General features: G+C 34.6%; 21 protein-coding genes. All 21 read left to right on the top strand.

Annotated elements, in window-relative coordinates; translation table 11 throughout:
• Positions 1–531 precede the first annotated feature (531 nt).
• The 21 genes from AAC024_RS10330 to AAC024_RS10230 all read left to right on the top strand — a co-directional run bounded on the left by AAC024_RS10330 (position 532) and on the right by AAC024_RS10230 (position 25,616).
• The gene (locus tag AAC024_RS10330) at positions 532–2,526 is read left to right on the top strand and encodes a histidine kinase dimerization/phosphoacceptor domain -containing protein (RefSeq protein WP_339895309.1); all 1,995 of its coding nucleotides are present in this window, start codon (positions 532–534) and stop codon (positions 2,524–2,526) included.
• Positions 2,527–3,270, top strand: coding sequence for a LytTR family transcriptional regulator DNA-binding domain-containing protein (locus AAC024_RS10325; RefSeq protein WP_339895308.1), 744 nt, complete (start codon positions 2,527–2,529; stop codon positions 3,268–3,270). It begins immediately after the preceding gene.
• A 19-nt stretch (positions 3,271–3,289) separates the two neighbouring features.
• Positions 3,290–5,173, top strand: a complete 1,884-nt coding sequence (locus AAC024_RS10320; protein ID WP_339895307.1) for a tetratricopeptide repeat protein — start codon at positions 3,290–3,292, stop codon at positions 5,171–5,173.
• A 256-nt stretch (positions 5,174–5,429) separates the two neighbouring features.
• On the top strand, positions 5,430–6,368 hold the full coding sequence (locus AAC024_RS10315) for an NAD-dependent epimerase/dehydratase family protein (RefSeq protein WP_339895306.1): 939 nt from the start codon (positions 5,430–5,432) through the stop codon (positions 6,366–6,368).
• An 87-nt stretch (positions 6,369–6,455) separates the two neighbouring features.
• Positions 6,456–7,403 (top strand): nuclear transport factor 2 family protein, encoded by a 948-nt coding sequence (locus AAC024_RS10310; protein WP_339895305.1) that lies wholly within the window; start codon positions 6,456–6,458, stop codon positions 7,401–7,403.
• A 478-nt stretch (positions 7,404–7,881) separates the two neighbouring features.
• A complete protein-coding gene (locus AAC024_RS10305) occupies positions 7,882–9,279 on the top strand; it encodes a TIGR00366 family protein (RefSeq protein ID WP_339895304.1) in 1,398 nt (465 codons plus the stop codon).
• 33 nt (positions 9,280–9,312) lie between these two features.
• Positions 9,313–10,188, top strand: coding sequence for an ester cyclase (locus tag AAC024_RS10300; RefSeq protein ID WP_339895303.1), 876 nt, complete (start codon positions 9,313–9,315; stop codon positions 10,186–10,188).
• A gap of 60 nt (positions 10,189–10,248) precedes the next feature.
• Positions 10,249–12,234 (top strand): M1 family metallopeptidase, encoded by a 1,986-nt coding sequence (locus AAC024_RS10295; RefSeq protein WP_339895302.1) that lies wholly within the window; start codon positions 10,249–10,251, stop codon positions 12,232–12,234.
• A gap of 303 nt (positions 12,235–12,537) precedes the next feature.
• The gene (locus AAC024_RS10290) at positions 12,538–13,560 is read left to right on the top strand and encodes an SMP-30/gluconolactonase/LRE family protein (RefSeq protein ID WP_339895301.1); all 1,023 of its coding nucleotides are present in this window, start codon (positions 12,538–12,540) and stop codon (positions 13,558–13,560) included.
• Positions 13,561–14,156: 596 nt separating this feature from the next.
• Positions 14,157–15,011 (top strand): SDR family oxidoreductase, encoded by an 855-nt coding sequence (locus AAC024_RS10285; RefSeq protein ID WP_339895300.1) that lies wholly within the window; start codon positions 14,157–14,159, stop codon positions 15,009–15,011.
• Between the two features lie 52 nt (positions 15,012–15,063).
• Positions 15,064–15,507 carry a hypothetical protein gene (locus AAC024_RS10280; RefSeq protein ID WP_339895299.1) on the top strand — a complete coding sequence of 148 codons (444 nt, stop codon included), beginning with the start codon at positions 15,064–15,066 and terminating at the stop codon, positions 15,505–15,507.
• Positions 15,508–15,593: 86 nt separating this feature from the next.
• The gene (locus tag AAC024_RS10275; protein WP_339895298.1) at positions 15,594–16,355 is read left to right on the top strand and encodes an SDR family oxidoreductase; all 762 of its coding nucleotides are present in this window, start codon (positions 15,594–15,596) and stop codon (positions 16,353–16,355) included.
• Positions 16,356–16,442: 87 nt separating this feature from the next.
• The gene (locus AAC024_RS10270) at positions 16,443–16,715 is read left to right on the top strand and encodes a hypothetical protein (RefSeq protein WP_339895297.1); all 273 of its coding nucleotides are present in this window, start codon (positions 16,443–16,445) and stop codon (positions 16,713–16,715) included.
• Between the two features lie 64 nt (positions 16,716–16,779).
• The gene (locus AAC024_RS10265) at positions 16,780–17,049 is read left to right on the top strand and encodes a hypothetical protein (RefSeq protein ID WP_339895296.1); all 270 of its coding nucleotides are present in this window, start codon (positions 16,780–16,782) and stop codon (positions 17,047–17,049) included.
• Positions 17,050–17,537: 488 nt separating this feature from the next.
• Complete coding sequence (locus AAC024_RS10260) at positions 17,538–18,047, top strand: nuclear transport factor 2 family protein (RefSeq protein WP_339895295.1); 510 nt, start codon at positions 17,538–17,540, stop codon at positions 18,045–18,047.
• A 27-nt stretch (positions 18,048–18,074) separates the two neighbouring features.
• Positions 18,075–18,845, top strand: coding sequence for a glucose 1-dehydrogenase (locus tag AAC024_RS10255; RefSeq protein WP_339895294.1), 771 nt, complete (start codon positions 18,075–18,077; stop codon positions 18,843–18,845).
• Positions 18,846–18,966: 121 nt separating this feature from the next.
• Positions 18,967–20,310, top strand: a complete 1,344-nt coding sequence (locus tag AAC024_RS10250) for an MFS transporter (protein WP_339895293.1) — start codon at positions 18,967–18,969, stop codon at positions 20,308–20,310.
• Positions 20,311–20,338: 28 nt separating this feature from the next.
• A complete protein-coding gene (locus tag AAC024_RS10245; protein ID WP_339895292.1) occupies positions 20,339–21,373 on the top strand; it encodes a hypothetical protein in 1,035 nt (344 codons plus the stop codon).
• Positions 21,374–21,468: 95 nt separating this feature from the next.
• The gene (locus tag AAC024_RS10240; protein WP_339895291.1) at positions 21,469–22,791 is read left to right on the top strand and encodes an MBOAT family O-acyltransferase; all 1,323 of its coding nucleotides are present in this window, start codon (positions 21,469–21,471) and stop codon (positions 22,789–22,791) included.
• 492 nt (positions 22,792–23,283) lie between these two features.
• Positions 23,284–24,012 carry a hypothetical protein gene (locus AAC024_RS10235; protein ID WP_339895290.1) on the top strand — a complete coding sequence of 243 codons (729 nt, stop codon included), beginning with the start codon at positions 23,284–23,286 and terminating at the stop codon, positions 24,010–24,012.
• 422 nt (positions 24,013–24,434) lie between these two features.
• Positions 24,435–25,616: a dipeptidase gene (locus AAC024_RS10230; RefSeq protein WP_339895289.1), complete on the top strand. Its 1,182-nt coding sequence runs from the start codon at positions 24,435–24,437 to the stop codon at positions 25,614–25,616.
• Positions 25,617–25,631 lie beyond the last annotated feature (15 nt).

Here is a 25,631-nt window from a genome sequence, read left to right as displayed (position 1 = left end):
AAATCAAAAGCTTTCTGAAATGACAAATCTATTGTAAATTGATTATCAATGAGTTTAGTACATGACAAAAACTTAGAACAGAACTATAAACTGCACACATATAGCACATTACGGCTTTTTCGTTACCTAGACCTAACAGGTTTTGAAAACCTGTCAGGTCTTTGTTATCCTGAAAATTGCGAGTAGTTTATTTTTCAAAATTAATTTTTGTCATGTACTTAAATCAATGAGCTAAAATCAAGTCTTTTCCGACAGCTATCGCAACTATATTCTATCAGCAGCGGTCTTGATCCTTTTATCTGACAATAACGTTCTATTTTAATAATTTAGTTGATTTCATCAATTATATTTAAAATATTTGTTACTATTCAATATTTTCTCTAATATTACGCTACAATCTCCCCCTAAGTCTTTTTATAGCTGAATTAATTTTTGAGAAAAGACTTTATGCCAAATCGACTTGCCAAATTCTTATTGTTTTTAAAATGTACAGTATCAGTTTATACCCAGATTAAATCCGTTTACAATTCAATGAAATTATTAGCCCAATGGAGATGGGAAATAAAAAAAACAAAATTAATAACGTTTCTATATGCTATTTTACTTTGTTTTAGCGGTTATACCCAAGTTCATAACAAAAATATAGACACACCAGAAGCTGCGCTTAAATTGAGCGAAATGTACTCAGAAAGAGCTTCGTGGTTTACAAAAATGCCACAATTTAATTCCGACAGTGCATTATACTATGCAGATAAGGCATTTAAACTACTCGACCCTAATAAACCCTTACATCAAGCAAAATACCAAAGACTGGGTTTTGAACGAATGAAAAAGAAGAATAGAAGTTATTCTGTTTCAATTCAAGATTCTCTAGCACAAATAGGGTGGGATAAAATAAAAAACTTAAATGATGACAATGATTATAACAGGATGTTGTACTTCGACTATTTGGTATATTGGTCAGATCTTAAACTAAGAAAAGGCGATCGCGCAACATCTATTGACTTATTTTCCCAAGCACTTGCAAAAATGGAAAAAATAAATCAACCAGATATAAAAGCCAAAATAAATCTACACAAAGGGCTTTATTACGCCAAATACGGACTTCCAGAAGAAAAAAAGCTTTCACTTAAATACTTACATAACAGCCTTAACTATTATAAAAACATAGATGTCGATAAAAATCCCAGAGAATTGTACATGATCTATGCAGAACTAATTTACCAGCATACGGGTAACAACCAGGACTCTGTTTCCTTTTACTATAACCGTGTCAAATCGGTTCTTACGAACTATAAAAATCCCTTGGCCCATATTTGGTACTATACTATGTTTAGCTATGAATTGATTCAACAAGCAAAGACAAATAATAAAAACTTAAATTTAAATAAATATAAAGAAGCAAAGGAAAATGTATTAAAAGCAACCGAAATCATGGAAACCTACAACATGAAAACCAACTCCTACTACCCCTATTCATTCGCATTATTGGGTGATATTGATTTCAATACCAAAAATTTTATTACTGCCCTTGAATATTATGAAAAGGCTCACGCTTCATATATTAACTTAAACGATTACCACCACGCAACAAACACCCTAAATAGTATTGGGGAAACATACAAAGAACTAGGCGATTTTGCTATGGCATTAAAATACAAAGCGCAATTTTATAATGAATCACTTAAATTTGAAAAGGAAAAAAACGAGCGTAGCCTTCGCGAAAATGAACTGCAACTTAACATTGTCTCTAACGAAAAATCCCTGGCACGCAAAAACAACCAACAAATCATACTCTTGATTATTATTAGTTTAGTCCTAATACTAATTGGGTTTATTTATCATAATTACAAGTTAAAGCAAACAAGTAATCTAAAACTGGAAAATGTAAACCAAGAACTGAATACTAAAAACCAGCAAAACGAGCTTCTTCTAAAAGAAATTCATCACCGCGTAAAAAATAATCTGGAACTTGTTAAAAGCTTAATTGCTTTACAATCTGCTCAATTAGAAGATTCCGACACAAAAGACGCTATGATAGCCAGTCAGAACCGTGTGCAATCCATGGGCATCATCCATCAAAAGTTATATCAAGGTGACAATTTAGGAAGCATTGAAATGAAAGATTATTTTCTTAATTTAGGTGAAGGTATTTTAGATACCTTTAATGCAGACGAAAAAGTAAAAATTGAATATGCCATGGATAACTTAGAATTAGATGTAGATACGGCAGTCCCCATTGGTTTAATTGTTAACGAACTGCTTACAAATGCTTTAAAATATGCGTTCCCTGAAAATTTAAAAGGAAACATTTCAATTAGTTTGTCAAAATCCAATCCTGAAACATTAACATTAAAAGTAGTTGATAACGGTATAGGCAAAATAACAGGTTTGTCTCCTAAAGGAACAGGGTTTGGTTCTCAACTCATAAAATTACTAACCCAACAACTTAATGGTGAAATGACAGAAGAAAACCAAAACGGCACTTCTGTTTTATTTCATTTTAAATTAAATACAGCAGCTTAAATGAGCCCAAAAACTAAAATATTAATTGTAGAAGATGAAATGATAATTGCCGCAAACATGTCGTTACAGCTAACTACATTAGGCTACGATGTTGTTGGCATTATGCCAAAAGGCGAAGACGCTCTAGTGCATATAAAACAGAGCATACCAGATATTATACTATTGGATATCCATTTAAAAGGGGATCTTACTGGTATTGAAACGGCACAAATTATACAAGAAGATTTTAATATCCCCATTATTTACGTAACGGCCAATGCAGATAATGCTCATTTCAATAAAGCTAAAACAACTAATCCCTATGCTTTTATTTCTAAACCTTTTAAAAAACTGGATTTACAGCGTGCTATTGAATTAACAATAAACAGGATACAATCTGAAAAAGAATCAGATACTTCACTTACAGACGAAAAAGTTTCGCCTTTCATTTTAAGCGATTGCATTTTTGTGCGCCATCATGAAAAAATGGTACGGGTAAATATTACAGACATTCTTTATATTGAGGCCGAAAGAAACTATTGCCGTATTCATTCAAAAAATAAAGAATATTTATTAGCAATGACACTTAAGGATATGGATGACAAACTACCAAATCTACATTTTTTAAGAGTACACAGGTCGTTTATTGTTAACCTTTCTCATATTGATGAAATTGCAAAAAGCCATATTGTTATTTCAAAAAAAGCCATTCCCATAAGTGGAGAATCGAAAAAACTATTGCTCCAACATATACAAAAAATATAATCTTTTCTAGCTCTCATTTATGAAAAACCTGTTGTATTTATTTTTGATTTTCTTCTATATAGCAAATAGTCAAGAAACAACCATTAAAGAGCTTCAGCAAAAATTACATTTAGAAAAACAAGCTAATAAACAACTGGAGATTATAAATGATATGGTAGCCATAGCGTTCAACCAAAATATTGAACAGGCTTTAGAATTTTCAAAACAAGGTGTACAACTATCCGAAACCACAGCCGATAAAAACTGGCAACCAAAATTTTACGAAATGCAGGGCAGAATGCATGCTAACTTATTAGAATTGGATTCTGCAACAAGTTTCTTCAATAAAGCCATAAAAGGATATGAAGCCGTTAATAATTTAAAAGGAAAAGCTACAACACTTTTTAAATTAGCTTGGGTTGACAGAAAAAATGGAGATTTAGATAAGGCACTACAAAAAGACTTGTCTGGTTTAAAAATTATGGAAACCTTGAATGACAAACAAGGTATTTGTGATGCATTAACTAGAGTTTCGGAAGATTTAACGAGCCAAAACAGATTAACCGAAGCCTTGCATTACGCCACAAAAGCCATTGATATCGCAGAAGAAAACAATTTAACCTTAGAAAAATTCTATGTTAATTTTAACGCTGCAAATGTTGCTATGGCAAAAGGAAATTATCAACAATCTCTTGATTATTACAATAAAGCGTTGGTTATTGCCCAAGAGCAAAACATGGGTTTAGCAACACAGGCAGATGTAACAAATGGAAAAGGCAATGCGCTAAAAAGATTGGGCAAATACCATGAAGCCATAGAAAGCTATAAAAAATGTTTAGCGCTGGCTAGAGCAGCAAATTACACAAATGCCATAAACGCCTCCATGTCAAATTTAGGTGAAACAACCATGCTTTTAGGCAATTATGAGGAGGCACTTAGCTATCAATTGAAAACGGTAAAGTTACAGGAGAGTACCAACGATTTTTCTAATTTGATTGAAAACTACAACCACGTAAGCACCATTTATAGCAAGTTGGATAATTATAAGATGGCATTAGATTATAAACAAAAAGCCTATTCCTTAAGAGATAGCATTGCGTCAATTGAAAGTGATGCTAAAATGTCTGAACTTTTAACCCAATACGAAACCAAAAAGAAAGAGGAAACTATTGCCAATCAAGAAAGTAAAATTTCTCAGCAAAAATTGATTCAAACCTTAGGTTTTGGTCTGGTAGCACTATTATTGGGACTATTGATTTTTAGTTTTATTAGCTACCGCAATAGAAGTAAATCTCATAAATTGTTGGCCTCTAAAAATGCTGAAATTGAATTATTATTAAAAGAAGTGCACCATAGGGTAAAAAATAATTTAGAGGTGGTTTCCAGCTTATTATCTTTACAATCTGCTCAGATAGATGATAAAACTACTAAAGAAGCCATGTTAGAAGGTCAGAATCGGGTTAATTCCATAGGCATTGTGCACCAAAAATTATATCAAGGTACAAACCTTGGTGCCATTGAGATGAAAGATTATTTTCTAAATTTAAGTGAAAGTATTTTCGATAGTTTAGGTGCAGAAAAAAAGGTAAACTTAAACCTAGCCATGAAGCAACTAAATTTGGATATTGATACTGCTGTACCTTTAGGACTAATAATTAATGAACTATTAACCAATACCATTAAATATGCATTTCCTGAAAGAAACAAAGGTACTATTACCATTAAACTCGAAAAACAAAACAATAACATACTGCACCTTGAAGTAGCTGATGATGGTATTGGAAAATCTGGCACAATCCATGGCACTGGATTTGGCTCCCAGCTAATTACATTACTTACACGTCAATTAAACGGCATCATGAAAGAAGAAAACCAAAATGGTACGACCTTTATTTTTGACTTTCAATTAAAACAAGCGACATAAATCTGCAACAGAATTACAATCGATTAATTTTCAGGCATATAATATGCCGATAAATAAAACACCCCCTTTGGACACTATTCTACCCGTTTCGTCCTAACTCGCTTTTAAATAAGGTTTTATATACATTACTTAGATAAATAATTATACGAATTGAGTTAGTCATTCATTTTTATAAAATAACCAACCAAAACTAAACCTACAATACTTGATATTGATTTTACTCATTATCAATCTTGTAGGTTTTTAAATTTTTAAAATGAAAAAAGCAGGTATTATAGGCGGGTCAGGTTTTATAGGAAGCTATATCACTAAAGCATTTTTAAACCACGGATATCAAGTAAAAGTATCGACCACAGATATTTCTCGTGAAGACAAATATGAACACCTCATGCTATTTGACCATGCCGATAATTTGTACATAAGCGAACTAGATGTAACAGACAAAGCAACCCTAAAAGATTTTGTAAGCGATTGCGATGTTGTTGTCCATGGTGGCACACCTTTTATATTGGATGTTGAAGATCCAAAAACACAGTTGTTTCACCCAACCATTAAAGGTACCGAGAATTTCTTAGAAGTTATCAATAACACACCAAGTATAGAAAAGGTAGTTTTTATAGCATCAGTTGCTGGTTGGAATACCAATTTTCCATTTCCGGCAGGCGGAAAAAATTTCAATGACACGTTTGATGAAAACGATACCCGATTTACAAGTACAGAAAGCCATCCTTACGCTCAAGCAAAATTTATAGCTAATCAAACCGTAGAAAAATTCATTAAAGACCACCAAAGATTACCTTTTGAAATTAGTTCGGTTTCCCCTGTTGCGGTTATGGGTAAGGCTTTATCAAAAAGAGAAGATTCCACATCTGGAGGCCTACAACACCTCATCAAAAACAAAATTGTTCCAAACGATTTTATTAAAGCACTTTTTGATAACGATGTGCCTTTTGCTATTGTGGATGTTGAAGACGTTGCCAACGCCATATTTAAAGTGGCAACTACACAAGGACTGCACGGTAAAGATTATTTACTAAGTAGTGAAACCTATAAAGTATCCGATATGCATGCTATGCTTAACAATAAAAAACCAAAAGAAAACCCAGGTATTGTATATAAGAACGATTTAGCTAAAAAAGATTTAGGTATTCATTTTAAACCCGTTAAAGACACTTTAAATAACTATTCAAATTAATCAGAAAAAAATAAAACATTAAATACAAATCCAAATTATTAACTAAAAATGTGTAACGCCCGCACTATAAAATTAGGCGACATGATTATGAAAAAAATAACACTATCACTCGTACTTGCATTTTTATGCATTTCAGCAACTTATGCGCAAAAGAAAACTAACGGCACCGTTTACATCGACCATCCAGCAATTAAAGTAATTGACGCCATGACCGAAGCCTTTGTTAAAGGCGATTCTACCAAAGTAGCCAGTTATTTGGCTGATGATTTTAAATCCTATAATGGCGTAAGTATTAACCCAAGAGACAAAGGAGGGGATAAAGCATCATTCATTAAAAGTGTTATGGGCTGGAACAATGCTTTAGATTATTTTTCTATAACACCATCAAATGGGGCTTACCCAGACGCCATAGAATATAAAAAAGATAATAAAGACGATGTGGTTTGGGTTCAAACATGGGTAGATTTAAAAGGCGTCCACAAAAAAACAGGCGTAAAAATTAACCAGCCCGTGCACAGGCTTTATGTTGTAAACAAAAACAATAAAATCCAAACCGTTATAAATTACGGCAACAGCAGTATTATTGATGAAATACGCAGCAGTTATGTAAATAGAACCAATGGTACTATTTATAACCATCATGACAACATCAACACTGTAAGGAAAGCTTTTTATGCCTTTGAAAATTCAGATGTGGACAAATGTTTAAGCTACTTTAGCGATGATGCTAGGTTTTCCAACATTAATTATGAATATGGAAAATCAGATACCAAAGCCGAAACAAAAATAAACTGGCAACAATTCTTAAATGATTTTGAAATAAAAAATCTAGAAATGATAGGCTACCCAGATTATCTGGAATACGAAATGGGCAACGGCCGCGAAGTACTATCATGGTGGAACTATCATTTGGTACGTAAATCGGACAAGAAAGAGATGCAAGTTCCTCTGCATGCTAGTAGTAGCTTTGATGAAGATGGAAAAATAACGTCTCACATGATGTATTACAGCCAATCACTGTTAACTGCTAAATAAAGTTTTATAATATCCTAAAAGGCAGTTTTAACCATATAAGCTGCCTTTTATTTTATCTTTTAAACAGGAAATATTATGAAACTGATTTTAAAAAAACTGTTTTGGGCGTTACCCAAAGGGTCGGGCTTTCCAATACAAGTCCTCGGTCGTGCCTCCCTGTGGGCTTTCCATTACAATCCCTAACGCTCCTACTTGCCAGGATTAGTAACCTATTATTACTCAGAATACAACTCTAAATTTATTTGTTAGAAAATGATTCTTTATCTATCTTTAAAAATCCCTAAGTCTTTTTAATTAATAGCATTAAATAAAAGACTTTATGAAAAAATCCTTTTGTAGTGTTTCAACAAGAAACAAAATCTATTTTTTAGAATTCTCATCCCTTTTTTCTATCATTCTAATAGCATCTTTTTTTATGGATTAAACTTAAAATTTAATCAATAAACACGTACAGGTTAATTAACCAACAACCAACCAAATGATTAATAAACTAGGAGAAAAATTTACTAAAATATTTGAAAAATACATGCCCAATGCATTTGTTTTTGCAATACTACTTACCATTATTACGGCTTTAGTTACCTTTTTTTGGATGCAGGTTACTCCAATAAAAATAATACAATCTTGGTATGATGGTTTTTGGTCTTTATTGGAATTTGGGATGCAGGTAGTGTTAATTATAATCACAGGTTTTACTATTGCACTTTCCCCTGTTGTAAAAAAAGTTATTGACAAGCTTGTCTTATACCTTAAAACTCCAAGACAAATATATTTTTTTGTTTCTTTAATTGGTATAATACTCTCCATGATAAGTTTTGGGTGGATTGTAATTACATGTGTTCTAGCACGTGAGTTGGCATTACGAACCAAAGGGATTAATTATCCTTTTCTAGTCGCCTTAGTTTATTTTAGTAGTGGCAGTTGGGTTACTGGTTTATCTAGCTCCATCCCCTTGTTATTAGGAACAAAAGACAATTATTTAATAGAAGCTGGCGTATTATTAGAAACTATTCCTACCTCCTATACTTTAGGTTCTCCTTTAAACATGGCCATGATGATTTTGTTTTTAGTTTTTGCACCCTTGTTAATCCTTTTATTAATTCCTAAAACTACTAAAATAAAAGAGATTAGCGACATGTTAGAAAGTACCAGTATCCAAAAAGAATCCTCAATAAAAGAAGAAGCAGCAAGTTTAAACTTAGCGTTCAATTCTATTTCGGATAGGCTTAATAATGGAATCGTTTTTCAAATGATTATCGTCTTGATGGGTTTGACTTATATCATCTTTCATTTTTACACAAATGGATTCCAATTAAATTTCAACATCATGATATTCATATTTTTAATTCTTGGATTGTTTTTACACAAAACACCAATGAGATATGCTATTGCCATGAAAAGATCAAGCCGTAATATATCTGGAATTCTATATCAATATCCATTTTATGCAGGTATCATGGGCATTATGCTCTATACGGGTTTAGGCACGAAATTAGCTGAATTTATGGCTTCCACTGCAACGATTCATACCTACCCTTTCCTTGCATATATAACAGGTGGTTTTACGAATTTTGCTATTCCATCTGCAGGTGGTGAATTTGCCGTTATTGGCCCCAGTATAATTAATGCCGTGAAAGAGATCGGGGCTGGATTACCAGCTTCAGAAATTACCACAATGATATCGAGAGCCTCATTATCTATAGCTTACGGTGAAAGTTTATCAAACCTATTACAGCCATTTTACTTATTACTCGTTTTTCCAATTATGGGTATAGGCATAAAAATACAGGCTCGGGATGTCATGGGGTATTTGGTTATTCCTTTTATCGTTTTTTTTACAATTCAATCCATATTAGTAACGTGGATGCCACTATAAATATTGAACACTAACAAATAAAAATCAACCACTATGAAAAATTCAGTAAAACTTTTTATCCTTTCAATCGTGCTTTTCATGATATCTTGCAACGATGCTAAAGTTGAGAACAACATTAAAATGTACACCCAAGTTTGGGACGAAATCATAAACAATGGCAAACTCGATCAAATTAATGATACTAATTTTGACGAAAACATAACCATGGTTTATAGTCCAGAAAATATTGTAGGTATTGAAAACTTCAAAGACTATTACAGCCATTTTATCACAGGATTTTCGGATGTCAAATTCACAATTGTAGATGTCTTTGGACAAGGAGACAACATTGTAAAGCACTGGAATTTTATTGGCACACACAGTGGTGAGTTTTTTGGAATTCCAGCAACAGGGAGAACCGTCAATATTGAAGGGACTACTCTTGTAAAAATGAAGGATGGCAAAATTGCCCAAGAGCAAGATTTTATGGATAACATGGCGTTTTTAGGTCAGTTGGGTTTGGTATCAGACCCAAATAACATGACAGTTGTTGACAATCTTTATAAAGCCTTTGCTAAAGGCGATATCCCTTCCGTTCTCGGAGCCATGGATCCAAAAATCGTATGGCATGAAGCGGAAAGCAACAACTTGGCCGATGGCAATCCATATATTGGACCAGAAGCAGTCTTAAAAGGCGTTTTTGAACGTGTTATAGGAGGACATGAGTATTTTAAATTAGCTAATATCGAACTTCACGAGATGAGCAATAATAAAGTTTTGGCAACTTTAAGATATGATGGCAAATTCAAGAAAAGTGGCAAAGTTTATAATGCACAAGCGGCTCACCTTTGGACATTAAAAGATGGTAAAATAGTTGCTTTCCAGCAATATGTGGATACTAAAAAGCTTGCCGATTCTGAGAAGAAATAAATTCTTAAACTTTTTTATATCGAAGTTTTGCACAAACAAACAATTAATTCAAAATAATTCATGAAACGAAAAATATTAGTTTTACTGAGTCTTCAGTTTTCTATTTATGCGCTATTCGGACAAAACATAACCGGAAAATGGTATAAGGTTCAACACCCAAATGCAAGTTTAGTAATCAACATTGAAAAGAACAACGATAACTATTTTGGAACTTTCAACTGGGAACAGAAAGACTGGATTAACGTAGTTAATGCACCACTTGAAAACCTAATCATTAAGGACGATTCTCTTCTATTTGAATTAACGTATGCAAGCTTTAAGCCTAATTTTAAATTGCAAAAAGATAATGAAACGGGCACTTACAAAGGCTTTTTCTATCTCAATGGTCGCCAAATAGAGCCTGTCACTTTGAGTCGAATTCCTCCTGAACGGGATATGACCATCGCCCCAATTGTCGAAAAAACATATACAAGACAAGATACCTTAAGAGGCAAAATAACTGATGAAAGAGCTTGGTGGAATTTAACCCATTACGATTTAGATTTTGAATTGGACATCGAAAACAAATTCATTAAAGGCTCTAACACCATAACTTATACAGTATTAGAATCAAAAAATGACATGCAAATAGATTTGCAACCGCCTTTGAAAATTACTAAAGTAATTCAAGCTGGTGAATCGCTGACTTTTACACAAGAAGGAAATGCTTATTTCATTCATTTGAAAGAAAATCAAATAAAAGGAGCCTCAAAAGAGATTGAAGTATTCTATGAAGGAAACCCGAAGGAAGCACCGAGAGCACCTTGGGATGGTGGTTTTTCGTGGGAGAAAGATGCGAACGGCAAACCTGTAGTATTCACCTCATGTCAAGGAGAAGGTGCTAGTTTATGGTGGCCAAACAAAGATCACATGTACGATGAGCCAGATAATGGCATGACCATAAGCGTCACAGTTCCTGAAGATCTTATGGCTGTTGCCAATGGGAAACTTACAGCAACAGAAAAAAAGGACAATGGCACAACAACCTATCAATGGACTGTTGTAAACCCTATCAACAGTTATGGCGTTGCTCTTAACGTGGCAGATTACGTTCATTTTTCCGACCCATATAACGGGATGAAAGGAACACTAGCATGTGATTATTATGTACTGCCAGAACATCTAGAACAAGCCAAGGTTCAGTTTAAACAAGCACATTTGATGCTGGAAGCTTTTGAATATTGGTTTGGTCCTTATCCGTTTTATGAAGATAGCTACAAACTAGTAGAAGGTGTTGGCATGGAGCATCAAAGTTCCATTGGTTACTCTGGAGGTTATGTAAATGGCTTTAATGGTACTGATTCTTCAGGTTCAGGTTGGGGTTTAAAATTCGATTACTTGATTATCCATGAATCTGGTCATGAATGGTTTGCAAATAACATTACGTACAAAGATATGGCTGACATGTGGGTTCATGAGGGATTCACAACCTACTCTGAAGCCTTGTATGTGGAATATCATTTTGGAAAAAAAGCTGGAGCAGACTATATAAAAGGAATTTCTCATAGTATTGCTAATGACATTCCAATTATTGGTGATTACAACGTTAACGATACGGATTACACACAAGATGCCTACATGAAATCTGCTACTGTTTTGCATACATTAAGGCAAGTTATTAATGATGACGAAAAGTGGAGAGCCACTCTAACAGGTTTAAATACAGAGTTCTACCATAAAACAGTCACTTCAACAGATATTGAAAATTATATAGCACAACAGTCAGGGTTGGACTTGGGGAAATTCTTCGACCAATATTTAAGAACCACACAAATACCAACTTTAGAATACTATTTTAAAGACAACACATTCGCCTATCGCTGGACAAATGCCGTACCTGGATTTAATATGCCAGTAAAAGTAAAACTCGATAACAAAGAACAATGGATTAAACCAACCACCAATTGGACACATGAGTACACTAAAGACACTAAAAAAGAATTGATTATTGATTCCAATTTTTATGTGGCTGGTTTTAAGAACATGAAAGAAAGAGATAACAAATAAAGTAAATAAAAAAATATGGAAATATGAAAACAAGTAAACACCCTTAGCAATGATGCCAAAGTAAAAGAAACCGGCAAAACCTATAATGCTCAGGTTGCACTTCTTTGGAAGCTTAAAGACGGAAAATAAACCGCATTTCAGCAATATGTGGACAGCAAGAAAATTGATTTGGCGATGCTGAAATAAATTAAAATATATCAAAAGAATCTTATTAAATAAAAGTACTTACATCATTAAACAACCTTTAAAACATACACTATGAAACTTTCAAATTACTCCTTATTGCTGTTTGCTTTCGCCTTTATGTGTTGTAATAGCCCAAAGCCCGATAGTAAAATCAGCACTACGGAAACAGAAACAGAGCAATTACCTTACTTCACTTATCAGAAAGAAAATGTATTCCCAGGTGATGGAAGCTTACTGCGTGCTGAAGATGGGGTTGCCTTGGCGGATGGACGTATTATTGTAGTGGATCAAGCCAAAGGACTCCGATTAATTGAAAAAGACGGTTCCAATCGTCCTTTTGGAAACTTTGCTGATGCTGGATTCGTACACCTACCGCCCGAGCAAATTGCATCCCCGAACGGTATGGTATTGGAGCATGATGGTACACATATACTCATGTCTGACGTGGCTGACGGTAAAATTTATCGTATAAATGTGTCCACAGAAAAAGTAGAAATGATTTATGACCATCCGTATGGCGTGAACACCATCTACAGGGATAAAACGGGAGCGCTTTGGTTTTCGCAATCTGCAGAGAGTACTAATTTGGGCGAAATGTTTCAGGCTGCCAATTTACCTGTACCAACTGGAGCTGTCTTTAGAATGACCAATTTAAAAAGCGCGCCTGTAGAAATTATGGATAGCCTTTACTTTGCTAACGGTATTACCATGGATAAGGATGAAAAACATCTATTTATCTCTGAAACCATGATGGATAGGGTGCATAAATTAAAAGTTGACACTAAAACTGGTGAAGCAAATTATATGGGTGTTGCGGCCAATGTTGGGTCTCCCGATAATATATTAATAGATAAAGAAGGTCGATTAATCGTGGCTTCTCCGCTCTATAATCAAGTGATTGCAGTAGATTTTAAGAATCATTCACAACAAGTGATTTTTGATGCTTCAACTAAAGAAAATTTAAAGGTTTCGAATGAATGGAACAGAAGGAGTCATTTGGGCATGGAGCGACTTGAATTATTTACTCCAGATTTATTTCGTCCGCTTCCAGGATTGCTAACAGGCATGTTCTTTTCTAACGACGGAATAACACTTTATATAACGAATTTAGGAAACGACCTTTTGAAGTATGATTTATGATTTAGGATATAACAAAAATTGATAATATATCGGATGTCAGTCTGAGACCCGAGAAAATTTTTTTCAAGCGGTGGGAATGACGTAAAACAACAACGCTGTCATACCTGCGAAGGCAGGTATCCATACAGAGTTATATTTGAGCCTTATAGGAATTTATAGATTCCTGCCTTCGCAGGAATGACAAGTTTCTCAGCACTTATAAAAGACGTCAATGGTAGGTAGCTTACGAAGTAAGTCGAAGACATTGGAAATATCATATTCAAAAGCATTTCGACTGCGCTCAATGTGACACTTTTTTGTTTTTGTCATGTACTGAGAATTTATATTTAAAAACATTGTTGTCCGACTAAAAATAGTTCGTTTAAAGAAAACCTTTGCGAACCCTAAGTTTTCAGGGCTTATAAAAAAGAGAGGCTTGCTTTTTGCGATTACTGAAAAATTTTATTTTTTAGAAAGTTATGAATTTAAAAATTACTGTTTATCAATTAGTTACAATCAAGTCTTTGTTCTTGGTTCTAACAGCGAAGCGGTCTTGATTCTTTAATCGGACACTACTAATTTAAAAACACAACTAATAATAAACAAATCAATAAATTATGAAAACAGCGCTCATCACAGGAACAAGTAAAGGCATTGGCCTTGAAACAGCATTGGCATTCGGACGCGCAGGCTATAAAGTATTTGCAACCATGCGAAACCCAGAAATGGCTTCAGGCTTTAAACAAAAAATTAAATCTGAATCACTGAACATTAATATTTCCAAAATGGATGTGGATTCTGATGCATCAGTAAAGCAATGTCTGGATGACATCCTACAAAAACAGGGTTCTGTCGATGTACTTGTTAACAATGCTGGGATTGAACACCATGGCTCTATTGAAGAAATGTCGATAGACGATTTTCAAGCCATTATGAACACCAATTATTTAGGCGTACTGCGTTGCACCAAAGCATTGTTGCCGCAAATGCGAAAAAACAAAAAAGGGTGCATCATCAACGTAGCATCTGTTGCCGGCCATATTGCTAATAGCCCGTTGGGCGGTTATGCGGCAAGCAAACATGCTCTTGAAGCTATTAGCGAAGCATTGGCACAGGAAGTAAAACCATTTAATATTAAAGTCGCTATTATAGAACCAGGGATCATTAACACCCAAATGGCAACTGATATTACTGTAAATGAGGAGTCCATCTATCCGCACTCAAAACGTTTAGCAGGGCTTTTTTCAGCGTCGCTAAGAACACCAACACCACCAACATTGGTAGCAGACAAGATTTTGGAAGTGGCGGAAAGCCAATCTTGGAAATTAAGACACCCTCTTGGTCCCGATGCAGAGCCATTTATCGCATGGCGAGCATCTATGACCGATGAAGCATGGGTGGACTGGAATGCCGTGAATGACGAAGATTGGTACAAATCGGTTGAGCAAGATTTTGGGCTGAATGCAAGGTAGATTTTTCGGCATTCTAAACAATTTAAACTAACACTTACAATCTAATAATATTATGAAAATACAACATCTTCTATACCTTTTTGTTTGTCTCTCTTTTTCACCAGTTCTTTCACAATCAAAAGAATTGCCAAAGATTGATTTAGAAGAAGCTCGAATATTTGTCGATAAGTTTGACAAGCAATTCTCCAAACATTTTTTTGATGGAGATTCTACGGCTATTTACAATATGTATGCTAAAGGTGCCACTTTTGGAACTTTAAAAGGAGATGATATACTTAAAGCTTGGGGACAATCCATTCGTAGTTCAATAAAGAACGATACTCGACATTTTATTTTCACTTCCATTCTTCTAACTACTGACAATGAATACTTGTTTGAAGTTGGAAAATATGAATATAAAGACAGCAATGGTAATTCAAAAGGCGAGGGTAAATATTTAATGGTATTAAAAAAAGAAGATGGAGAATGGAAAATATATCACGATATGGGATTGTAAAACACAAGTATATCAAATTTTAAAATGAATTCAAAAACGGGGAAGCCGAAAACCAACCAGAGTAGGCATTAAAAAATAAATATATTATGCAAAAATTATTCAATCTTTCGGAACAAGTTGCAGTAATTACTGGTGGCAATGGAGGTATTGGTCGCAGCATTGCAATAGGTTTAGCAGAAGCTGGAGCTTCAGTGGCAATCTTTGGGCGCAACGAAGATAAAAACAAAAAGACTCTTGCCGAATTAAAAGCAATTGGTGTGAAAGCAATGGCAGTAAAAATTGATATCACAAAACGAAATGAATTAGCACCTGCAATAAAGAAAGTGGGGCAGGAATTAGGTGATATTAGCATCTTGGTGAATAATGCTGGTATTGCGGTGTTAAGTGGAGGAATTCTTAATGAGGCAGAACAAGATTGGGATAGTGTGATAGAGACACAACTTAACGCTGTTTTCTTATTATCTAAACTAGTTGCAAAATCAATGGTTGAAAATAAAAGTGGAAAGATAATAAACATAGGGAGTATGTATTCATTCTTTGGCTCTAGTTTTGCGCCTTCATATAGTGCAGCAAAAGGTGCTGTCATTCAGTTAACCAAATCAATGGCAATTGAATTGGCACCGCACAACGTACAAGTAAATGCCATTGCTCCAGGATGGTTTGATACTGATATGACTGCAGCCGTTAAAACAATGCCGCTTTATGACGAAATAATTACAAGAACCCCTGCCGGTCGTTTTGGACAAACAGAAGAATTAGTTGGTACAGCTATATTTTTGGCTTCAAAAGCATCGAATTTTGTAACCGGGGAAACCATTCGAGTGGATGGAGGTTATGCCATTCGTTAGGAATTTAAATCTTCAAGGAATAAAAAAACACAAACGGAGAAGCCGAAAACCGACCAGAGTAGGCATTAAAAAATAAATTATAAAATTATGATTACAGTAATTGTTCAACACGAAGTTAGAGACTTCCTAGAATGGAAAAAAGTATTTGATGCTGACCTCCCAAAACTCGAAAAAGCAGAGGTTAAACTAATGAGCCTTGGTACATCCACTAAAAATCGTAATGATGTAACCATGATTTTTGAAGCTCCTAGTATAGAGATCTTTAACAGTACATTGAGTGACCCTCAACGGCAACACGATATTGAAAAAGCTGGGGTTACGAGTGAGCTTAAAGTATCTACACTCAACAAGATTTGTTAAAACAACTAAAACGGAGAAGCCGAAAACCGACCAGAGTAGGCATTAAAAAATAAATACAGAAATCATGAAACAAACAATCGTAACCAGACACAAAGTAGGCAATATTGAGACTTGGCTAAAAGGGCATCAAGACAGACTTGATGTATTTGCATCGGCCATATCGGACCTTAAAACATTTCAGGATACCGACGATCCAAATTCGGTGGTGTTGGTAATTGAAGTTACCGATATGCAAAAGTTTGAAGCCATCTTAAATGATCCTTCTAATAAAGCATTAAAAGACAAGCATACGGTATTGGAACCGATAAAGGTGTCCGTGCCAGTAGCAGTTTAAGCTTTTGAAAAATGATAATTTTATGGATACGGATGGACAGTTCCGTTCAGCGGTTCATTCGTTCAATACCAGTTATACTTTAATTCTACTCAAAAATAAAATGATGGATTTTTGTGATAGATGAGGCAAAAAAAATCAAGCATAGCCATAGTTATGGTTTATTTTTTTAACGAAATATGGCGCAAAAAGACTCATTTTATTGAGTAAAATTGAGGTGTAAATGGTATAATATCATTAGTGGGCTAGACCTGAAAGATTAACGCAACAGAGCGCAGGGCATAATTAATTATTTATCATAATAATCAGTACGTGACAAAAAATAGGTTAATCATCAATATGGATAAAAATCCCAATGAAATAGAGACCTGTCAGGTTTTTAAAACCTGACAGGTCTGAAAATACCGAGATTATAAACCTGTTGATAATTAACAACTTAACATTTATGTTCAAATTTTTGTCACGTACTTAACCATAACAATACTTATAAAATGAAACAATATTCTAAAATTCTTTTGGTAATCGCAATTGCTGGATTATTAACCATGGGTTGCAACAACACTTCTGCCAACAAAGAAACCAATAAAGAGCGCACTGAGGTTTTTGATTTAAACGCCATGAAAAAAATCATTCAAGAAAACAACAATGCCTTTATGAAAGCCCATATAACACGGGATACTGCCATTCTAAATGGCATGTACACTAAGGATGCAAAAGTTTTTCCGCCCAATTCTGACGTGATAACTGGTCAAGCTACCATTAAAGCCATGAATTTACAATGGGTAAATTATGATATTAGAGAAGCTCGCGAGGAAACCACCGCGCTTTATGGGAATGAAGACTACATGATAGACGAAGGCACTTATTACATGAGTTTTGGTGCAGATTCAATCGTCGATAAAGGAAAATATTTAAATGTATGGAAAAAGGAAGATGGCGAATGGAAAATGTTTACCAATATGTGGAATACCGACTTGCCAGCAACGCCTCCAACAGAATAAATATACTAATCCATTAAATAAATTATTATGAATACCATGAAAAACAAAGTCGCATTAATTACAGGAGCAAGCAGCGGCATCGGAAAATCAACCGCAGAAGCATTTGCTGCTAAAGGAGCAAACGTCGTAGTCGCAGCACGTCGAAAAGAGGAACTCGATAGTTTGGTCGCTTCTATTGAAGCCAATGGTGGAAAAGCATCTGCCATCAAAACAGATGTTTCAAACGCCAAGAGTGTGGAGCAGATGGTGGCTCATACTATCAAGGAATTTGGTCGATTGGACTATGCCGTAAATAATGCCGGGATAGAAGGTAAGCTAAGTGGAATCACTGACCTTTTGGAAGAAGATTGGGATCAGGTTCTAGACATCAATCTAAAAGGGGTATTCCTGTGCATGAAGTATCAGGCAAAAGCCATGTTAAATGCTGGTAATGGTGGTGCTATCGTGAATATCGGTTCCGTTAATTCATTTCTTGGTTTTCCTACGGGTTCAGCTTATGTAACGTCGAAACACGGTTTAGTTGGATTAACTACCAGTGTCTCTGCTGAATTGGCACCACAAGGCATAAGAGTGAACCTTTTGTGTCCTGGCATTACAGACACACCAATGCATCAACGCTTGAGAGGAATAGTCGGTGACGACCTATATGACAAAGGGTTGCTGCCCACTGTGCACTTACAGCGTGTTGGTCGCCCAGAGGAAATGGCTAATGCCATCGTATTTCTTTGTTCAGATGCATCTAGTTATATAAGTGGCTCAACACTTACGGTAGATGGTGGACTTACCTTGACGATGTAGGATTAAAAACCTGTGAAATGGTCTTTTTAAACCCATAAGAAGCAATCATCAAAAACGTTAACAGCGAGTACAAAATAGTATAATCCACCAGATTAAAAAATAAAGTTAACCAACCATCTTTATGCAAAAAGACAAGATATATTCCTTAAAATTTAACAATAGTTTTTTATCTGAAAACCCTATTTTACGCTATATCAATTTTTCATTACTTTATTTAGCCCAAGGCGCTCCCGAAGGAATTACATTTTATGCCATTCCTGCATGGTTAGCGATGAATGATAAAACACCCATGGAAATAGCAAGTTTTGTTGCTGTTATTAGTATCCCATGGAGTTTTAAAATTCTTATAGCTCCTCTAATGGACCGTTACACTATTTTATCCATGGGACGTAAAAGACCTTGGGTAATTATTGGGCAGTTAGGACTCATAATTAGTTTTATATCCATTGGATTTGTTCAAGACCCATTAAACAATTTGGACGGTTTGATGATAGCGGGCTTTTTTATTAGTTTTTTTGGAGCCTTTCAAGATGTGGCAACAGATGGTATGGCGGTAGAGGTTATACCGGAAAAGGAACAGGCACGTGCTAATGGTCTTATGTGGGGATCTAAAGCCATTGGAGTCTCAATAACACTTGTTGTAGGAACTGCATTAATTAATGCTCTAGGCTTTTCTACTGCAATCCCATTTATGTCTATTGCATTTGCTTTTTTTATTTTAGTTCCTATTCTTTTTAGAGAAAGACCGGGAGAAAAATTGATGCCTTGGACAAAAGGTAAGGCTTCTGCATATGCAAAATCCATTCAACTTGGTAGTTGGAAAAAAATTTTTAAAGGTCTTTTAAAAGTGGTAATTCTTCCATCTAGTATATTTATGGCCATAGCTATCTGTTTTAATGGTTTGCTCAATGGTTTAGTTGATACGCTATTACCGATTTATACTATTCAAGAATTGGGATGGACTAATACGTCCTATTCTCAAATATATTCCATAACAGCTTTAATAAGCGGTTTATTTGGAATGGTTGCTGGCGGTGCTTTAGTAGACTTTTTTGGTGAAAAAAAAATGCTCACTATTTATCTTTTATCAACTATAACTTTGCTGTTTACAATTGGTCTAACATCTGCTCTTTGGGGTTTTAACCAATATATTTTTGGGTTTATTCTATTATCAACTTTATTAGCAACTTTTATAAGTATTGCCTTTTTTGCAACAGCCATGAAACTCAGCTTTAAAACTGTTGCAGCGACTCAATTTACGCTTTATATGGCTATATCAAATTCTGGAAGAGCATATGGATGTGGGCTTGTCGGTACTTTATCAGAACTTTTTAGTTGGGAACATATTTTTTTAATAATTGCGATTGCTCCATTAATAACTTTGATACTGATTCAATTTATCAGTTTTGTAAAGCATAAAAATTCTATCAAGAAATTTTCAAAAACTATTTTAATCAAACAATAAGAGATTAGTTAACCAAAAACCAACCATTATGCAATTAAAAAACGCACTATTCATCGCCCTAATAATAAGTATTATTGGGTTAATCTCTTGGGAATCATATTGGCGCTCTCAAGGTAAAACTGCAAATTTAGACGACAACAAAGATCTTTGGGCGGTTCAACGTGCAAAAGTAGATAAGGCTACAGAAAAAGGTGTAATCCTTACGGGATCATCACGAGTATTATTTGATATTCAGTTAAATGATTGGGAAAATGAAACGGGCATACGACCAATTCAGTTAGCAGCAGCAGGTGCCACCCCATTACCAATATTTAGTGATCTTGTGAATAACACCAATTTTAATGGCACTATAATAGTAGGTGTAACACCTCCTCTATTTTTTTCCACAACGTTTCCAAAAGCAGATCCTTGGGAAAGAGCGCAATCTAAAGTGGAGCATTATTACAAAAGAACCTATGCCCAACGCTTTAATCACGCACTATCAATTCCTCTACAACAAAATTTAGCTTTAATTTCTACTACTGAGGAAATATGGTCGAATAATATTGATTTAAAATCCTTATTAAACAATATCAAAATTGGAAATAGAATGCCTGAAGGAATGCCTCCTTTTTATGAATTTAATGACACAGCACTAGATAGAAATACTAAAATGACTGAAAGAACAGTAAATGATACAGCTTATGCAAATACAATAAAAAGAGTTTGGGGCTTTTTTGGAAAAACGTCACCACCGCCAGATAAAGAATCAACAACTAACTTTTTTATAAAAGACGCTAAAAAGTTTATCGACAGAGGCGGAAACCTAATTTTATTAAGATGCCCATCTACAGGAGGTTTTAGAATAGGAGAAAATATGGGCATGCCCAGAGAACAATTTTGGGATGAATTAGTTGAAAAAACTAAAGCCCATAGTTACCATTTTGAAGATTATAACCAGTTCAAAAACTTAGAACTTCCTGAGTGGTCTCATCTATCACCCAAAGACGCACGATTTTTCACTACTGAGCTTATAAAAATAATGAAAGCAGATGGTGCTTTGTCTAACTCTAAAACCCAATAATTATGTTATTCAACTCATTAAGTTTCATCGTTTTTTTCGTTATAGTGTTAGCGCTATACTACTCCAAACTATTTAATTGGACTGGTAAAAAAAGAATGCTTTTACTAGCAAGTTATGTATTCTACGGTTTATGGAATCCGCCATTAGTCATCTTACTATGGATTTCTACAATGGTCGATTGGACGGCCGGAAAAAAATTAGCTACAGAAGAAAACCAGCGCAAACGAAAATTGTGGTTACTGCTAAGTATGACTGTCAATCTTGGGTTTTTGGGGTTCTTTAAATATGGTGATTTTCTCCTCGAAAATTTTGTAACACTCTTGAATAGCATTGGTATTGATTTTCAGGCACAACCCATGGATATTATTCTACCTATGGGAATTTCATTTTATACGTTTCAAACTATGTCTTACACCATAGATATGTACAAAAGAAAAACCGAGCGCGCCAAAACATTTTTAGACTTTGCCCTTTATGTTACTTTCTTTCCTCAATTAGTTGCAGGACCCATTGTTAGAGCTAAAGATTTAATAACGCAATTTTATGAAGAGAAAAAAGCAACCACAGAACAATTTATTTGGGGTTTGTTTCTTTTAACTATTGGGCTGTTCCAAAAAGTGGTTATGGCAGACACATTGTTATCTGAAACTGCAGATACTGTATTTGGCTCAACAAAACTATTACATGGTGTAGATGCATGGGTTGGCACCATTGCCTTTTCAGGACAAATATTTTTTGATTTTGCGGGGTATTCTACTTGCGCTATTGGTATTGCATTAATGCTCGGGATTATACTACCTGATAACTTTAGGTATCCCTATGCCTCTTTGGGCTTTTCAGATTTATGGGATAGGTGGCACATTACCTTATCTAGTTGGTTAAGAGATTATTTATACATCCCGCTTGGAGGTAATCGCCATGGTATTACAAGAATGTATGTGGCGCTTATGCTTACTATGTTATTAGGTGGTTTGTGGCATGGCGCTGCTTGGACTTTCATGGTTTGGGGTGGTTTACATGGTACGTATTTAATATTAGAAAAATTACAAAAGCGTTACCTCCCTTTTAAAATTACCGCTTGGAATGGTGTTTTTCTTGCCTTTATTACTTTTAGCTGTGTAAATATTACTTGGGTATTTTTTAGAGCTAGGGAATTTAGTACAGCCTGGAATATGATTAAATCCATGTTCTATATGCAAACTGGTGGTGAAAAAATTCTTCAAACCTTCGATATTTTAAAAGTTTCAACAGTGATTGCCATTTTATTTTTATGCCATTGGATAATGCGGAATACTTCCATGAAAGAAGTCTCTTTAAAAACGCCATCATGGGTATTGGGTATCGTTTGGGCAATCATGGCTTTTTTAATTATCATTGCTCAAGGTAGCGGTGAACAGTTTATATATTTTCAATTTTAATAATTTATAAATCAATAAAATCGGGATAAAAAATTAGGGAATATTTGATTTAATATCATTGTTGTCCGACTAAAAATAGTTCGCTTAAAGAAAACCTTTGTGAAACCTAAGTTTTCAGGGCTTATAAAAAAGAGGGGCTTGCTTTTTGCGATTACTCAAAAATATTGTTTTTTAGAAAGTTATGAATTTAAAAATTACTGCTTATAAATTAGTTACAATCAAGTCTTTGTTCTTGGTTCTAACAGCGAAGCGGTCTTGATTCTTTAATCGGACACTACTAATTTAATATATTGAGCTAATGCTAGGTATTTTAATTAAGAAATTTGTTGGATGTAAAAAAAAATAGTATCTTTAGAACAATATGTTTATCACATAATCTCTCTCTCCCAAACTTATTAATAGCAAATAACTTAGCCCTATATTTGAGTAAATAGTGGCTATTAAAACAATTTTAACACGCGTAAATATTAACAATTAAAACCAACCAAAATTATGAGAAAATTATTGTATTTAATGTTATTACTGCCATTCTTAGCGGTATCACAAGAGAATGAGTCTTTTTTATTAAACATGTCAGAAATCACCGTAAAATCGGGTCATAATGCACAATTTATCGAAGGTGTAAAATCCTGGAAAGCGTGTTATGTTGAAAATAATGGCGAAGATAAATGGAATATATGGAAGCGCGTACAAGGTGAAGGCACTGTATACACCATGACCAGCATAATGGCTAATTGGGCCGAAATGGACGAAAAAAGTGACCCTGCAGGAAAAGAATGTAGAATGCTTATTGTCAATTTAATCATGCCACATGTAAAAAGCGTTCATTATAATATTGCAAGGTCAATGCCAAATATCAGCAAGACTGAACCATTCTCAGAGGATACTGAACTTGTATGGGTTTATAATGTAAAAATTAATAACTCCACTAGTTTTATGGAATGTCTAGAAGAAGTTAATTCAGCTTTAAAAAAATCCACAGAAGGTGTTCGTGGCTATTGGTATAATGTTATAGGAGGTGCTCCTGAGGTTTCAGATTATTTTGTTAGTGTTCCACACAAAAACTTTGCGGACATGGATGTTAAACGAGAAGGCGTCTGGAAAATTCATGAAAAAGCACATGGTAAAAAGAAAACTGACGCACTAAGAGCAAAATTTAGAGCTGCCGTTGACACTGACTGGTCTTACATGTATGCTCTCCAAAAAGAATTATCTAATTAAAAATTCAAATTAATTAAGTCTAAAAAAGTCCATCCTTATGTTGGACTTTTTTAGGCTTCTATATAATATAAAAACTTGACTTAACTACTTCCTTTTTTACGGGAAATTGGTTTAAAGAACATAGTAAACCTATAGATAGTTTATACTTAAAATTTGATTCAAAAAAATATTAACACACCAACTAAAAGCCAATCCATATAAACTCATAAAAACTATTATTTTATTAGAAACTGTTTTTATCTATCTGCGGGAAATACTCAAAAGAGCCATATAAAAAAAGACATTAAATTAACCAACCAAAAACCAACCATCATGGGTATTGTGTATAGTTTGCACCAATTATAGCTTTTTAATTATCATTGCTCAAGGTAAGTGGTGAACCCTTTATATATTTTCAATTTTAAATTAAAAACCAACTCCACATGAATATAAAAATATTAATCATTGGCTTTTTAGCATCACAACATCTTATGGCTCAATCTTACAAAACAATTCACACAGATGCCATTTTAGTGGATACACACAATGATTTTCTTACGCAAACCATGGAAAAGAATTTCATTTTCGATACCGATTTAAAAGGTAAAACACACAGCGACCTCAATAGGATGAAACAAGGTGGCGTGGATGTCCAGTTTTTTTCTGTTTTTAGCGACGGCGACCAACCGAATCCTTACAATTATGCCAATAGGCAAATAGATAGTTTGGATGCCGTTATAAAACGAAACCCTGATAAAATTGTGAAAGTCGCCAATTCAAATGAACTTCTAAAAGCCGTTAAGCAGAAGAAGATTGCTGCATTAATCGGGCTAGAAGGTGGTCATCAAATTGAAGACAATTTAACAAAGCTAGAAACGCTTTACAACCGTGGCACGCGCTATATGACCCTGACGTGGAACAATTCTACAGCTTGGGCAACAAGTGCTTCGGACGAAACCAATCCAGAAGGTGCAAAAAATTCCGAAGGTAAAAAAGGGCTTACCGCTTTTGGTAAACAAGTAGTCCAAAAAATGAACAGTTTAGGAATGATGATAGATATCTCGCATGTTGGCGAACAAACGTTTTGGGATGTGATGGCCACCACCACCAAACCCGTTATCGCTTCCCATAGCTCCATCTATACGCTTTGTCCACACAAACGAAATTTAAAGGACGACCAAATAAAGGCCGTTGCAAAAAATGGAGGCGTTGTTCAAATCAATTTTAATTCAGGATTTATCGACCCGACTGTTGAACCAAGGGAAGACGCTTTTATTGAAAAGTATAAAGCCGAAATAGACTCCCTTGTAAAAACCGGAATGTTTCAATACCATGCTGAAGAATCTATGTACAGAAAATATACTGATGAGTCTGAAGCACTTCGAGCACCTTTTAAATCGGTCATTCAACATATAGAATATGTCATTAATTTAGTTGGAGTTGATTATGTTGGGATTGGTTCCGATTTTGATGGCATCTATCAGCCACCAAAACAATTGGATGATGTTACTGATTATCCAAAGATTACAAAAGCATTGCTGGAAAAAGGATACAGCGAAAAAGATATCAATAAAATATTAGGCGGAAACCTTTTGAGGGTTCTGAAAGCCAATGACATAAATTAATCAATCAAAAAAATC

The sequence above is a fragment of the uncultured Algibacter sp. genome, from assembly GCF_963976535.1.
Lineage (GTDB): Bacteria > Bacteroidota > Bacteroidia > Flavobacteriales > Flavobacteriaceae > Algibacter_B.
Note: the sequence above shows the minus strand (reverse complement) of the source record. Positions and strands in the feature narration are given on the sequence as shown.

Coding starts and splice junctions, on each gene's coding strand:
- AAC024_RS10290 (WP_339895301.1), top strand. CDS start 12,538: ATGTGTTGTAATAGCCCAAAGCCCGATAGTAAAATCAGCACTACGGAA.
- AAC024_RS10310 (WP_339895305.1), top strand. CDS start 6,456: ATGAAAAAAATAACACTATCACTCGTACTTGCATTTTTATGCATTTCA.
- AAC024_RS10320 (WP_339895307.1), top strand. CDS start 3,290: ATGAAAAACCTGTTGTATTTATTTTTGATTTTCTTCTATATAGCAAAT.
- AAC024_RS10230 (WP_339895289.1), top strand. CDS start 24,435: ATGAATATAAAAATATTAATCATTGGCTTTTTAGCATCACAACATCTT.
- AAC024_RS10280 (WP_339895299.1), top strand. CDS start 15,064: ATGAAAATACAACATCTTCTATACCTTTTTGTTTGTCTCTCTTTTTCA.
- AAC024_RS10315 (WP_339895306.1), top strand. CDS start 5,430: ATGAAAAAAGCAGGTATTATAGGCGGGTCAGGTTTTATAGGAAGCTAT.
- AAC024_RS10300 (WP_339895303.1), top strand. CDS start 9,313: ATGAAAAATTCAGTAAAACTTTTTATCCTTTCAATCGTGCTTTTCATG.
- AAC024_RS10285 (WP_339895300.1), top strand. CDS start 14,157: ATGAAAACAGCGCTCATCACAGGAACAAGTAAAGGCATTGGCCTTGAA.
- AAC024_RS10330 (WP_339895309.1), top strand. CDS start 532: ATGAAATTATTAGCCCAATGGAGATGGGAAATAAAAAAAACAAAATTA.
- AAC024_RS10270 (WP_339895297.1), top strand. CDS start 16,443: ATGATTACAGTAATTGTTCAACACGAAGTTAGAGACTTCCTAGAATGG.
- AAC024_RS10255 (WP_339895294.1), top strand. CDS start 18,075: ATGAATACCATGAAAAACAAAGTCGCATTAATTACAGGAGCAAGCAGC.
- AAC024_RS10245 (WP_339895292.1), top strand. CDS start 20,339: ATGCAATTAAAAAACGCACTATTCATCGCCCTAATAATAAGTATTATT.
- AAC024_RS10235 (WP_339895290.1), top strand. CDS start 23,284: ATGAGAAAATTATTGTATTTAATGTTATTACTGCCATTCTTAGCGGTA.
- AAC024_RS10305 (WP_339895304.1), top strand. CDS start 7,882: ATGATTAATAAACTAGGAGAAAAATTTACTAAAATATTTGAAAAATAC.
- AAC024_RS10275 (WP_339895298.1), top strand. CDS start 15,594: ATGCAAAAATTATTCAATCTTTCGGAACAAGTTGCAGTAATTACTGGT.
- AAC024_RS10240 (WP_339895291.1), top strand. CDS start 21,469: ATGCTTTTACTAGCAAGTTATGTATTCTACGGTTTATGGAATCCGCCA.
- AAC024_RS10260 (WP_339895295.1), top strand. CDS start 17,538: ATGAAACAATATTCTAAAATTCTTTTGGTAATCGCAATTGCTGGATTA.
- AAC024_RS10265 (WP_339895296.1), top strand. CDS start 16,780: ATGAAACAAACAATCGTAACCAGACACAAAGTAGGCAATATTGAGACT.
- AAC024_RS10325 (WP_339895308.1), top strand. CDS start 2,527: ATGAGCCCAAAAACTAAAATATTAATTGTAGAAGATGAAATGATAATT.
- AAC024_RS10295 (WP_339895302.1), top strand. CDS start 10,249: ATGAAACGAAAAATATTAGTTTTACTGAGTCTTCAGTTTTCTATTTAT.
- AAC024_RS10250 (WP_339895293.1), top strand. CDS start 18,967: ATGCAAAAAGACAAGATATATTCCTTAAAATTTAACAATAGTTTTTTA.